The sequence below is a fragment of the Streptomyces sp. NPDC028289 genome (assembly GCF_055565975.1).
The window spans coordinates 862,752-875,967 of record NZ_JBVHTI010000001.1; the positions used below are offsets into that span (position 1 = coordinate 862,752).

A 13,216-nucleotide genomic window follows, 5' to 3' on the forward strand; every position below is an offset into this window, starting at 1 on the left:
GTTCCGGACGGTGAGGAGTCGTCGCGTGTCGTTTCTGTTTCCGGCCCTGGTGGACGGTCCGGGCGAGCGGTTGGCCCTGCGGTTCGGGGCGCGGTCGTTGACGTACGGACAGCTCGCCGCCGCGGCCGGGGCCGTCGCCGGCCGGGTCCGGGGCGCCGAGCGGGTCGCGGTGTGGGCGACGCCGGAGCTGGAGACGGCGGTGGCCGTCGTCGGCACGCTGCTGGCCGGGCGGGCGGCCGTGCCGCTCAACCCGAAGTCGGGCGAGAAGGAACTCGCGCACATCCTCGCCGACAGTGCGCCGGCCGCGGTGCTGGCCGCGCCCGGCGCCGAACTCCCGGCCGCGCTGGCCGGATTGGAGCGGATCGAGGTCGACGCGGCGGCCGTGGGGGTGCTGCCCGAGGACCGTACCGCCGAGTCCGACCCGGCCCTCGTCGTCTACACCTCCGGCACCACCGGCCCGCCCAAGGGCGCCGTCATCCCGCGCCGGGCGCTCGCCGCCACCCTGGACGCGCTCGCCGACGCCTGGCAGTGGACCGGGGAGGACGTCCTCGTGCACGGCCTCCCGCTCTTCCACGTCCACGGGCTCGTGCTGGGGATCCTCGGGCCGCTGCGGCGCGGCGGCTCGGTCCGGCACCTGGGGCGGTTCGACACCGACGGGGTCGCGCGCGAGCTGAACGACGGGGCGACCATGCTCTTCGGCGTCCCGACCATGTACCACCGCATCGCCGAGGCGCTGCCCGCCGACCCCGGCCTGGCGAAGGCGCTCGGCCGGGCCCGGCTGCTGGTCTCCGGCTCCGCCGCGCTGCCCGTCCACGACCACGAGCGGATCGCGGCGGCGACCGGGCGGCGGGTCGTCGAGCGGTACGGCATGACGGAGACGCTGATGAACACCAGCGTGCGCGCGGACGGGGAGGCCCGGGCGGGGACCGTGGGCGTGCCGCTGCCGGGGGTGGAGCTGCGGCTGGTGGAGGAGGACGGGACGGCGATCGCGGCGTACGACGGGGAGAGCGTCGGGGAGATCCAGGTGCGCGGCCCGAACCTGTTCACCGAGTACCTCAACCGGCCCGACGCGACCGCCGCCGCCTTCACCGCCGACGGCTGGTTCCGCACCGGGGACATGGCGGTGCGCGAGCCGGACGGCTATGTGCGGATCGTCGGGCGCAAGGCCACCGACCTGATCAAGAGCGGGGGTTACAAGATCGGCGCCGGGGAGATCGAGAACGCGCTGCTGGAACATCCGGGGGTGCGGGAGGCCGCGGTCACCGGGGAGCCGGACGCGGACCTGGGCGAGCGGGTCGTCGCCTGGGTCGTACCGGCGGAGCCCCAGTCGCCGCCTTCCGCCGAGGAGCTGGCGGACCACGTGGCCGGGCGGCTCGCGCCGCACAAGCGGCCCCGTGTCGTCCACTACCTCGACGCCCTCCCCCGCAACGACATGGGGAAGATCATGAAGCGGGCCCTCGGTGCCTGAGCCGACGCCCGAGCGGCTCTCCGCCCGGCAGGTCCTCGGCCTCGTCACCGACCCCGGTACCTTCGCCGAACTCCCGCATCCGGCCCTGCAGTCGCCGCCCGACGGCCCGCTCGGCTGGCAGGGGTACGACGCCTCGCGCGCCCGCGCCGCCGAGCGCATCGGCGAGGAGGAGTCCGTCGTCGTCGGCACCGCGCGCGTCGAGGGCACGGCGGCGGTGCTGATCGCGTTCGAGTTCGGCTTCCTCGGCGGCTCGCTCGGCGAGCGGACCGGGGACCGGCTGGAGGCGGCGTACGTCCATGCCCGCGCCCACCGGCTCCCGGTCGTGCCGCTGGTCGCCACCGGCGGCAGCCGGATGCAGGAGGGCATGCTCGCCCTGTCCCAGCTCCAGCGCGTGGCCCGCCAGTCGGCGCTCACCCGGGAGGCGGGGCTGGCGCAGGTCGCGGTCCTGCGCGACCCGACGACCGGCGGCGGCTGGGCCACCCTGGGCGCCGGCGCCGACGTGATCCTGGCGCTGCCCGGCGCCCAGGTGGGCTTCGCCGGCTCCCGGGTCCGCCCGCCGGACGCCGACCCGGCCGCGTACACGGCGGAGGCGCAGCTCGCGGCGGGGTCGGCGGACGCCGTGGTGCCCCCGGCGGAGCTGAAGGCGACGCTCGGACTGTGGCTGCGGCTGCTGACCGCCCCCGCCCCGATACCCGCCGACCCGCCGGCCGCCCTCGGCTCCGCCGCGCTGCCCGCCACCGGCTGGGAGGCCGTACGGCGCGCCCGCGCCCCGCACCGCCCGCGCGCCGAGGCCTACCTGGACGCGTACTTCACCCGCCGGGTCGCCCTGACCGGCGACCGGTGCGGCGGGGCGGACCCGGGCGGGATGCTGTGCGGGTTCGGCGAGCGGGCGGACGGCCGTACGGTCGCCTTCGCCGCGCAGACCGGGACGGCGACCAGGCCCGCCGGGTACCGCACCGCCGCCCGCCTGATACGGCTCGCGGACCGGCTGGGCATCCCCGTGCTGACCCTCGTCGACACGCCGGGCGCCGCGAACGACGCCGAGGCGGAACGCCAGGGCGCGGGTGCCGCCATCGCGGAGCTCTTCGGCGAGGTCGCGGCGGCCCGGACGCCGATCACCACCCTCGTCGTCGGGGAGGGCGGCTCGGGCGGCGCCCTGGCACTGGCCGCGCCCGGCAACACCTGGGCCACCCCGGACAGCTACTTCTCCGTCATCGCCCCGGAACTGGCGGCGGCGATCCTGAAGCGCCCCCCGGAGGACGTCGAGACCACCGCCGGCCAGTTGCGCATCCGCCCCCAGGACCTGGTGGAGCTGGGGGTGGTCCGCGGCATCGTGGGCCACTCCACGGACGGCCTCACCCCGCCCGGCTGACCTCCGGGGCGGCCCGGCCGGCCCGAAACCCCCCGTTCAGCCGCGCCCCGCCCGGCCCCTCCCCGCAGGCGCGCCGCTCGGATCCCCCGGAGGATGCGAAGCAGGCCGCCGACCGGCGGTACCACCCCACACGGCCCGCGCACCGGGAGGATCTGCCGTGACCGTCAGTCTGGAGCAGTTGCGCCGCTGCCATTTCGCCGTCGATCTGGGGGCCGCACGCACCCGGGTGTACGTGAGGGGCATGGGCCTGGTCGTCGACCAGCCTTCCGTCGCCGCGATGAACACACGTACCGGCGCCCTGATCGCCGTCGGCGAGTTCGCGGAGAAGATGACGGGCCGTACCCCCGACTACATCCGTGTCGTGCGGCCCGTCTCCGGCGGGACCGTCGTCGACATCGAGATGGCCCAGCGCATGCTGCGCCATCTGCTCGGCGACAAGATCCGCCGTTCGCTGCGCCGCAGGCCCCGGCTGCGGGCGGCGGCCTGCACCCCGCACGACGCCGACCCGCTGGCCCAGCGGGCGACCATCGAGACGCTGGTGGGGCTGGGGGCGCGGCGGGTGGAGCTGGTCGACACGCTGATCGCCGCCGCCGTGGGGTGCGGGCTGCCGGTCGAGCGGCCGGAAGCGAGCATGATCCTCGTCTGCGGGGCCGCCGCGACGCAGGTCGCCGTGCTCTCCCTCGGTTCGATCGTCTGCGCCGAGCGGATGCCCGTCGGCGGGGAGGCCGTGGACCACGCGATCGTCCAGCACCTGCGCCACGAGCACGAGCTGATGCTGCCGAACCAGTCGGTACGGCCCCTGCAGCTGGCCCTGGACGACAACGGCCTCACCCCGTACGGCCCGGCCTCCACGGAGATCCACGGACGGGACGTGGTCACCGGGCTCGCCCGCAGCGTGCGGGTCGACACCGCCGCCGTCCGGGACGCCATCCAGACGCCCCTCATGTCCGTCCTGGACGGGATCGGCAAGGTGCTCCGCGACTGCCCGCCCGACCTGGTCGCCGATCTCGCCGACCGGGGCATCATGATGGTCGGCGGATCGGCGCTGCTGCCCGGCTTCGACCAGTTGCTGCGGGAGGCCACCGGCATGCCGGTGCACATCGCGGAGCGGCCGGACGTGTGCGCCGTCCAGGGCATCGGAGCGATGCTGGAGGGCCGGATCGAGCCCCTGGTGCTGGACCCGCTGGCCGCCTGAACACCCCGTATGCCGCGCGCGGCACCGACGTGAGTCGACGCGCCCCCTGCGCACCTTGGCGCCCCTCGATTAGGGTGGACTCACCGATGGTGACGGGAGGGGACGTTCCGTGACAGCCGATATCGCCATGTTCACCGAGTACCTCGCCGAGACGGCACCGGTCCCCCGCCTCGCCGTCACCCGCGTCGGCGTGACCGGACACCGCGCGATCCCACCGTCCGTCCTGCCCTTCGTCCGCTCCGCCCTGCGCCGCCAGTTCAGCCGCAGCGACGTGCGGTGGGAGGCCCTCAGCTGTCTCGCGGCCGGCGCCGACCAGCTGTTCGCCGACATCGCCCTGGCCCACGGCGTCCCGGTGACGGCCGTGATCCCCGGCATGGACTACGAGGCCCACCTGGGCGACGAGGAGGCCCGGACCGCGTACCGCAGGCTCCTGCGGTCCTGCCGGAACCGCGTCGAGCTGCCCGTCCAGCCGACGCACGAGCAGGCGTACTTCGCGGCGGGCTGCTGGGTCGTGGACCACTCCGACCACCTGATCGCCGTCTGGGACGGCCGCCCGGCGCGCGGCCTCGGCGGCACCGGCGACGTGGTGGCCTACGCGCGGCGCAAGGGAGTGCCGGTGACGGTGCTGTGGCAGGCGGGGGTACGGCGGGACTGACGCCGGCCCGCCCGCCGTGGCGCGGGCGTGCGGGGCTGCGGGCGGGCGTGCGGGGGGCGTCAGGTGCCGAAGCGCACCAGCCACTCGGTGTGCGCCGGGGACATCAGGCGCTCCGCCTCCCCCACCGCCTCGGCCCAGCCCGCCTCCGTCACCGTCGTGGCCATGGCGATCCGGGTGGTCTCCAGATCCTGTTCGATGAGGGAGTGGGCCTGCGTCAGCGGGCCGTGCCGGCGTACCTCCTGCCAGGCGACACCCGCCGCGGCGGCCGCGCTGAGCAGCCCCGCGAGGTCGGCGCCGCCGAGCAGACCGACGGTGCGCAGCAGGGCGGCCGCGAGGGCGCACAGGGTCAGCGCCGCGGTGACGGAGGACCAGCGGGCGGCGGCGCGGTGCGCGCGGGCGGCCCGGTTCTTGTACCAGACCGCCTGTTCGAGGAGCCGGTCGCGCAGGTAGAGGTCCCGGCGGGCCGCGTAGGACTTGGCGCGCTCCGCGCGCATCCGCGGGGTGATCTGCCCCTTCCCCCGCTCCCCGGGTTCGCGGGAGTCCTCCCAGCCGCAGGTGCGCAGCTCGCGCAGGCGTTGTTCGAGGCGTTCGGCGAACACCGCGTCCGGGTCGGCGACATGGGAGTGCAGGGGGCCGCCGTGCACCATGTACTCCCAGGCCAGCGACTTGAGCAGTTCGGCGGCCGCCCGGTGCGCCTGCCAGTGCGCGCGGGACCGGCGGCGCGAGGTGCTCAGGCCGAGGGCTATCGTCAGCCCGTAGAGCACGGCGGCGAGCACCGTCATGACGTGCCCCGACGCCTGTTCGGTCAGGACCGCCGCCGTGGTGGCCAGCAGAAGCAGGATCAGATGCGTACGCACCGCCCGGAACGAGTCACTCTGGTGGCGTAACGCCCACCGGTCACTCACCTGGAACAGCGGTGGCAGGTCCCCGTCGCTCAACGTGGTCCGCGGTACAGGAGTGACAGCCGCCCCCATGACGCCCCCTGGATTCGCTGCGCGCCCCCGACAGTCTTCCGCGCGCCTCCGAAGAACCAGCGTAAGAAGTCCCCGGGTGCGGAAACCAGTCCCGCGCACAAGTGAGGCATTCCTGATATATGGTTCCGCGTCAGCACGACCAGACTGGCGCGGACGTCCGTAAATCCTGTGAGCCGCCGAGGAGTTGCGTGTGCGACAGTCACTGGGACGACAGCGGCTGCACCCATCCGAACCGGAGCTGAGAGACACCATGATCCTTGCGGTGACGCCGGCGAGGCGCCCTTCCCCCACCACCACGAACACGTCGGGACGCACACACCTGAGGGACATCGGACCGTGCACGGCCGCCGCCGCGCGCACCGCGGGCCGCGTGACCTGCCCCGACAACCGTCCGAACCGACCCGTCACGTTCAACTCGGCCTGCTGAGCGGGGAGGGCTGACGTGGGGCAACGCGCCGACGGGGCATCAACAGCCGCGGGACGCCCGGAGCTTCCCGGCAGCCCGCCTCTGAGACAGCTGGTCCTCAAGATCCACAGCAGGTGCGATCTGCTCTGTGACCACTGTTACGTGTACCAGCACGCCGACCAGAGCTGGCGGTCCCGCCCGACCTTCATCCGTCCGGAGACCGTGCGCGCCGTCGCCGCCCGGCTGGCCGAGCACGTGGAATCCCGGGCCCTCGACTCCGTGTCGGTGATCCTGCACGGCGGCGAACCGCTGCTGGTGGGCCCGGCCCGGCTGCGGGACATCTGCGCGGAACTCACCCGCGCCCTCTCCCCGGTGACCGCGCTCGACCTGCGCATGCACACCAACGCGGTCACCCTGAACCGGCGGCACCTGGACGTCTGCCGGGAGTTCGGGGTCCGGGTCAGCGTGTCGCTCGACGGCGACCGCGCGGCCAACGACCGGCACCGGCTCGACCGCAGGGGCCGCAGCAGCCACGACCGCGTGGTCCGCGGCATCCGGCTGCTCCAGGAGCCCGAGTACCGTCACCTGTTCAGCGGAGTGCTGTGCACGGTGGACGTGGCGAACGACCCGGTCGCCGTGCACGACGCCCTCACCGGGCTGGACCCGCCGCGGATCGACTACCTGCTTCCGCACTCCACCTGGGACAGCCCGCCGCCCAACCCGGCCGGGACGCCGACGCCGTACGCCGACTGGCTGCTCGCGGTCTTCGACCGCTGGGAGCAGCAGGGCCGTCCGATGCCGGTGCGGACCTTCGACTCGGTGCTCAGCACGCTGCGCGGCGGACCGCCCCTGACCGAGGCGCTGGGGCTGGCGCCCAGCGACCTCGCCGTGATCGAGACGGACGGCACCTTCGAGCAGGCCGACTGGCTGAAGACCGCCTACGCGGGCGCTCCCGAGACGGGTTACGACGTCTTCCGGCACGGTTTCGCGGAGTTCGCCGCGCACCCCGGTGTGCAGGCCCGGCAGCGGGGCGTCGACGGACTCAGCGACACCTGCCGCGGCTGCCCGGTGGTGGGGTCCTGCGGCGGCGGCCTGTACGGGCACCGGTACCGCCCGGAGAACGGCTTCGACAACCCCAGTGTCTTCTGCGGCGACCTTCGCTCCCTGGTCGAGGGCATCGCGGACCGGATGACCGACCACGCGTTCTCGCCCGCGGTGCTGGGCTCGGACCGGCTCGCCTGGGCCCAGCTGGAGTTGGACCGGGTGCTGCTGCGCCGGACGCAGGAGCACCTGGCGTCCGAACCGGACTGGGCGGAGGCCTGGCGGCTGCTGCTGGCCCTGGACGCCGACCCCGGCACCGCCCCGCACCTGGACGAGGTGCTGGCGCACCCCTATGTGCGCACCAGCCTCCGGCGGTCCCTGCGCGGCCCCGCCGACACGGCCCGGTTCATGTCGCTGGCCGCCGCGGCGGCCCTGCGGGCAGGGGTACCTGCCACGCTGTCCTGGGACCAGCCCGGCACCCGGCTGCACCTGCCGACCTGGGGCACCTACCGCCTGGACGCCCCCGGCCGTATCGAGGTCACCGTGGCGCCGGACGCCTTCCGGGTGCGCGCAGAGCACGCGGCCGACGGCAGCTGGGTGCGCCTCGACGAGGTCCCCGTCTCCACGCGCTGGCGCCCCGTCGACCGGCTGCCGGTCCGGGACGGCCCGCTGGTCGACGACGCCGACCCCTACCGCGACTGCTATCCCTGCCCCGTCGCCCCGCCGCTGGAGTGCGGCGAGTTCGCCGAACGGATGGCGCGTGCCTACGAGTTGCTGGCCAAGGACGCACCGGACCGGCACTCCGGCCCGGACGCGTTCCGCCCCACCGTCCTCACCCCGCTGGCGGCGGGCGGCGGCCTGGTCCTCGGCAGCCACGGGTTCGGGGCGCTGGGCGTGGCGGTCGACGTGACCCCCGAGGAGTTCGCCCGGGACCTCCCGCGCGTCGGCCGCCGGGCCCGCCTCACGGCGTTGCGCGAGACGGCCGACCTGCACCGGCCTGGCAGCCCCGCTGGCTCCCTGCTGGATCTGGCGGACGAGGAACTCGGCCGGGAGGCGTACGAGAGGGCGGCAGCGGCCCTCACCGCACTCACCCTGCTGCCGGAGAACGAGCTGACGCTGACCGGCGCCGTGCTGGTGGCCCGCATGTGGGCGCAGTGGGCGGACCGTCCTGCCTGAACAGGTAAGGATCCACATGTCCAGATATGGCCATCCTTTGTCCTGAAAGCAACCAACCGTATGACGTGCGGTCGGGCACATTGTTGGTTCCGGCCGTGGGGCACCGTCGGCGGGAACAGGCGACGGCCTGTCAGCGGACAGGGGGATGCGTGGGTACAGGCGAACGGGTGCAGGATCGGGTTGCGGGCAACCGGCCCTGTTTCTTCCTGTCGTACGCCCACACCCCGCAGTGGGGCCCGGACGGCGGCGACCCGGACCACTGGGTGCGCGTCCTCTTCGACGACCTGTGCAACCACGTCGGGGCGCTCATCGGCCTGCCCGCGGGTTCCCCGGCCGGCTTCATGGACCGGGAGACGCGCTCCGGGGAGGGCCGGCCCGAGAAGCTGAGCGAGAACCTCGCGGTCTGCCGGGTGTTCGTGCCGCTGTTCTCGCCGCACTACTTCTCCAGCGAGAAGTGCGGCCGCGAGTGGTACGCGTTCCACGAGCGGATGCAGAGCGCCGGGACCACCGGGACGGCCACCGCCCCGGCCATCGTGCCCGTCCTGTGGACACGCGTCGAAAGACACGAACTTCCGGACTCCGTGAGGCACATCGGTATCGAGGACCTCTCGTCCGGCGGACGCAGCCGCAGCAGAGGGATCTACGGACTGATCAAGCTCGGCCGGCTGCGCGACGAGTACGACGAGACCGTGTTCGGCCTCGCCGAGCGCATCGTGCAGGCGGCCCATGAGACCCGGCTGCCGCCCGGGCGCCCCCGGGAGTACGAGAACACCCCAAGCGCCTTCGGATCACACGGCACCGGCCCCCGGCGGATCCGGCCGGCCATGGCCGCCTTCGACGACGGGACCACCGACGAGGAACTGGAGCGGCGCGGAGGTCCGGCTGCCGCCGGGCCCGCACTTCCCCGGACCCCGTCTGACGGACCCCTACCTGCCGTCCGGCCCGGACGCGGGAGACGATCCCGGAGGAGAGGCATGACGGCCGCAGGGGACGGACGCATCATCACCTTCTACTCGTACAGGGGCGGCACCGGACGGACGATGGCGCTGGCCAACACGGCGTGGATCCTCGCCGCCAACGGCAAGCGGGTCCTCGCCGTGGACTGGGACCTGGAGGCCCCGGGGCTGCATCGTTTCTTCCATCCGTTCCTGGACCCCGACGTGCTCACCGCCACCGGCGGCGTCATCGACATCCTGCAGGACTACGCCTGGGCGGCGACCGACGGAATCAGCCGCACGGGCCCGTGGCACCTGGAGTTCGCGGACGTGGAGCAGCACGCCGTCTCGCTCTCCCCGGAACGCCAGGGACTCGCCTTCGGGCCCGGCGGCTCGCTCGACTTCCTGTCCGCGGGCCGCCGGTTCCGCGCCTACACCGGCACGGCCTCCTCCCTGGAGTGGGACAACTTCTACGACCGCCTCGACGGCGGCATGTTCCTGGAGGCGCTGCGCGACAACATGAAAGGGCGCTACGACTACGTCCTGATCGACTCGCGCACCGGCCTGTCGGACACCGCGGACATCTGCACCCGCCAGATGCCCGACGTCCTCGTGGACTGCTTCACCCTCAGCGACCAGTCCATCGACGGCGCCGCCGAGGTCGCGCACAGCGTCGCCGACGAGCACCGCGAGCGGCGGATCCGGGTGCTGCCCGTACCGATGCGCGTCGACGACGGCGAGAAGGACAAGGTCGAGGCGGGCCGCGCGGTGGCCCGGCTGAAGTTCGCCGGGCTGCCGAAGGGCCCGGACGGGGAGCGGCTGAGCGCCGACGAGGTCACCGCCTACTGGGGCAGCGTCGAAATTCCGTACAAGCCGTACTACGCGTACGAGGAGACCCTCGCCGTCGTCGGGGACAGGAAAGGCGATCCCAAGTCGCTGCTGGCCGCCTTCGAACGACTCACCGCGGCCGTGACCGACGACGAGGTCACCGCGCTGCCGCAGATCCCGGAACAGGCGCGGCTGCGCGGCCGGGACGCGTTCACCCGGCGCCGGCCGCAGGCCAACGGGGCGCGGGTGGCGATCGTGTACGCGGCGGAGAACCGGATGTGGGCCGACTGGATCGAGTCGCTGCTGAAGCGGGCGGGCTGCACCGTCACGCCGCACGACGTGGCCGCCGGGGCGCCCGACAGCCCCGCCATTCCCGGCACCCGCACCCTGGTGCTGTGGTCCAAGGCACTGTACGGCTCCCGGCACACCGGGAGCCTGCTGGACCCTGCGGCCGACAGCGGGGCACCGGGATCACTGGTGCCGGTGCAGGTCGACGAGGTCCGGCTGCCGGAGTCGTACCGGGACCGGACCGATCTCGTCATCGACCTGCACGGACTCGACGAAGCGGGCTGCGAGGACGCGCTGCTCGGCGCGCTCGGGCTGCCCGGACAGGTGCCGAAGGGCGGACCGGCGGCGCCCCGGTTCCCCGGCCACGAACCGGATCACTGGAACGTGCCGCAGCGCAACAGCACCTTCACCGGCCGGGGTTACATCATCGAAAGGCTGCGGGAGCAGCTGCGCAGCGGCACGACCGCCGTACTGCCCCAGCACCAGGCGCTGTTCGGGACGGGCGGGGTCGGCAAGACGCAGATCGCGCTGGAGTACGTGCACCGGTTCAGCGCCGATTACGACCTGGTGTGGTGGGTGCCGGCCGAAAGCGTCGAGAGCGTGGTGGCCTCGCTCGCCGAACTCGGTTCCCGCATCGGCGCGCCCGGCGGCGAGGACATGGCGCTGGTCGGCAAGGAAACCGTCCGCATGCTCTCCCGGGGCAACCCCACCCAGCGGTGGATCCTGGTCTTCGACAACGCCGACGACCCGGACGGCCTCGCCGGGTACATGCCCAGCACCGGCGTCGGGCACATCCTCATCACCTCGCGGAACCAGGCGTGGTCGGACACGGGCGAGACGCTGCAGGTGGACGTCTTCCCACGGCAGGAGAGCGTCGAGCACCTGTCCCGGCGCGCCCCGGGCCTGACCCCGGCGGAGGCCGACCAGGTCGCGGACGCCGTGGGCGACCTGCCGCTCGCGGTGGAGCAGGCCGGGTCCTGGCTGGCCGAGACCGCCATGCCGACGGCCGAGTACCTGCGCCGCCTCACCGAGGAGACGGCCGCGGTGATGGGGCTCAACCAGCCCGCCGACCACCCCGATACGGTGGCCGCCACCTGGAACGTCTCCATCGAGCGGCTGAAGGAGCGGTCGCCCGCCTCGGTACGGCTGCTGCAGCTGTGCGCGTTCCTCGCCGCGGAGCCGATCTCCTCCGGACTGCTCTACGGCAGCGACGAGATGCTCGCCGCGCTGCGCCCCTTCGACCCCACCCTGACGGAGAGCCTGCTGATCGGTCGGCTGGTACGGGAGATCGGCCGGCTCGCCCTCGCCAAGGTCGACCAGATCTCCTGCTCGATCCAGGTGCACCGGCTCGTGCAGGCGGTGGTCCGCTCCCAGATGTCGGAGGATGAGCGGCGCATCGCCCGGCACACGGTGCACGAAATCCTCGGAGGAGCCCGTCCCAGGGGCGACGAGCCGGTCGACGACCGGCAGAACTGGCCGCGGTTCGACATCATCTGGCCGCATCTCGGTGCCTCCGACCTCCGCAACTGCACCGAGGCGGAACCGCGCCGGCTGCTGATCGACCGCGTCCGCTACCTGTGGAAGCGCGGCGAGTTCCCGCGGGCGCGGCGACTCGCCGAGGAACTCCTCGACCACTGGAGGGAGCCCCTCGGCGAGGACGACGAGCAGTACCTGTACCTGCGCTGCCAGCTCGCCCACGTGCTGCGTTCCCAGGGGCTGTACGTCGAGGCGCGGGAGCTGGACGACGACGTGCTGGGGCGGCAGCGCCGGCTGCTCGGCGACCGGCACCCGCACACCTTGATCACCACCTCCGGCCTCTCCGGCGACCTCGCGGCGCTCGGTGAGTACACCAGGGCCGTGGAGCTGGCGAAGGAAGCGCACGACGGCTTCAGCGACCTCCTCTACGAGGCCCACCCGCGCACCCTGAACGCGGCCGGCAATCTCGCCCTGGCACTGCGCATGGCCGGCAGGTACCGGGACGCCCGGCAGATCGACGAGCTCACCCTCGCCCGCCGCACCCAGGTGCACGGCGCCGATCACATCTACACGCTCTCGTCCGCCGAGAACCTCGGCCGCGACCTGCGCGAGGTCGGCGAGTACACCGAGTCCGTGGCCGTGCTGTCCCGCGCGTACGAACAGCACAAGCGCGTGCTCGGCAAGGACTTCCCGGGCACCCTGCGGTGCGCGCGGTCGCTCGCGGTGTCGCTGCGCAGGGCAGGCGAGCTGGAGGACGCGCGGCGGCTGACCTCCGCGACCCTGGAGCAGTACCGGGCACAGTACACCGCGCCCACCCCGGACTCGCTCGCCTGCGAACTGAACCTCGCCGCCGACCTGTTCGCGGCCGAGGACCGGGAAGGCGCGCGCGACGTCGCCCAGAAAGTGCTCGCCGAGTACGTGAAGACGCCGGGCGAGGCCCACCCCTACACGCAGGCCGCGATGAACAACCTCGCTGTCTTCCACTGGGGTTGCGGTGACAGTGCGCAGGCCGAGGAGGTCTTCCTGAAGGTGCTCGACCGCATGACCGCCGTACTCGGCGCCCACCACCCGCACACCCGGTTCTGCTCCGCCAACTACGCGATCGTGCTCGCCGAGACCGGCCGCCCGGAGGAGGCCTGGGAGCGGGAGCAGCGCAGCGCCGACGCGCTCCGCGCCGACCTCGGCGCCCGGCATCCCGAAACCCTCGCCGTCGTCAGCAACGGCGCCCTCACCCTGACCGCCCTCGGCCGCCCGGACGAGGCCCGCGCGCTGCGCGACGAAGCGGTCGGGAGGCTGCAGGGGCTGCGCCGGCAGCTCGGCGAGAACAACGGCATCACCCGCTTCGTGCTGGAGGAACGGCGGGTGTACCGGGTCCTGGAGCCGCTGGGCGTGTGAGCCCCCC

At 73.7% G+C, this 13,216-nt stretch carries 7 protein-coding genes; 6 read left to right on the forward strand and 1 reads right to left on the reverse strand.

The features are described 5' to 3' along the window. Nucleotides 1-25: 25 nt before the first annotated feature. The 4 genes from ACZ4UV_RS03870 to ACZ4UV_RS03885 all read left to right on the forward strand — a co-directional run bounded on the left by ACZ4UV_RS03870 (nt 26) and on the right by ACZ4UV_RS03885 (nt 4,690). Complete coding sequence (locus ACZ4UV_RS03870; RefSeq protein WP_451020259.1) at nt 26-1,468, forward strand: acyl-CoA synthetase; 1,443 nt, start codon at nt 26-28, stop codon at nt 1,466-1,468. Then, a complete protein-coding gene (locus ACZ4UV_RS03875) occupies nt 1,461-2,840 on the forward strand; it encodes a carboxyl transferase domain-containing protein (RefSeq protein WP_467835707.1) in 1,380 nt (459 codons plus the stop codon). The genes ACZ4UV_RS03870 and ACZ4UV_RS03875 overlap by 8 nt, the downstream gene beginning before the upstream one ends. Nucleotides 2,841-2,997: 157 nt before the next feature. Continuing rightward, complete coding sequence (locus tag ACZ4UV_RS03880; RefSeq protein ID WP_351499533.1) at nt 2,998-4,035, forward strand: rod shape-determining protein; 1,038 nt, start codon at nt 2,998-3,000, stop codon at nt 4,033-4,035. Nucleotides 4,036-4,162: 127 nt separating this feature from the next. Then, nucleotides 4,163-4,690: a hypothetical protein gene (locus ACZ4UV_RS03885; protein ID WP_451020264.1), complete on the forward strand. Its 528-nt coding sequence runs from the start codon at nt 4,163-4,165 to the stop codon at nt 4,688-4,690. 59 nt (nt 4,691-4,749) lie between these two features. On the opposite strand, the gene ACZ4UV_RS03890 is transcribed toward ACZ4UV_RS03885, so the two are convergent. Further along, a complete protein-coding gene (locus ACZ4UV_RS03890; protein ID WP_390045167.1) occupies nt 4,750-5,664 on the reverse strand; it encodes a DUF4231 domain-containing protein in 915 nt (304 codons plus the stop codon). 508 nt (nt 5,665-6,172) lie between these two features. Here ACZ4UV_RS03890 and fxsBH point away from each other — a divergent pair. Together fxsBH and fxsT are read left to right on the forward strand one after the other, a co-directional pair. Beyond that, entirely contained in the window at nt 6,173-8,287 is a 2,115-nt protein-coding gene (fxsBH, locus tag ACZ4UV_RS03895) for a radical SAM/SPASM protein FxsBH, inactivated beta-hydroxylase extension form (RefSeq protein ID WP_467836535.1), read from the forward strand. Between the two features lie 167 nt (nt 8,288-8,454). Then, nucleotides 8,455-13,209, forward strand: coding sequence for an FxSxx-COOH system tetratricopeptide repeat protein (gene fxsT / locus ACZ4UV_RS03900; RefSeq protein WP_467835709.1), 4,755 nt, complete (start codon nt 8,455-8,457; stop codon nt 13,207-13,209). Nucleotides 13,210-13,216 lie beyond the last annotated feature (7 nt).

Coding starts and splice junctions, on each gene's coding strand:
- ACZ4UV_RS03885 (WP_451020264.1), top strand. CDS start 4,163: ATGTTCACCGAGTACCTCGCCGAGACGGCACCGGTCCCCCGCCTCGCC.
- ACZ4UV_RS03890 (WP_390045167.1), bottom strand. CDS start 5,664: ATGGGGGCGGCTGTCACTCCTGTACCGCGGACCACGTTGAGCGACGGG.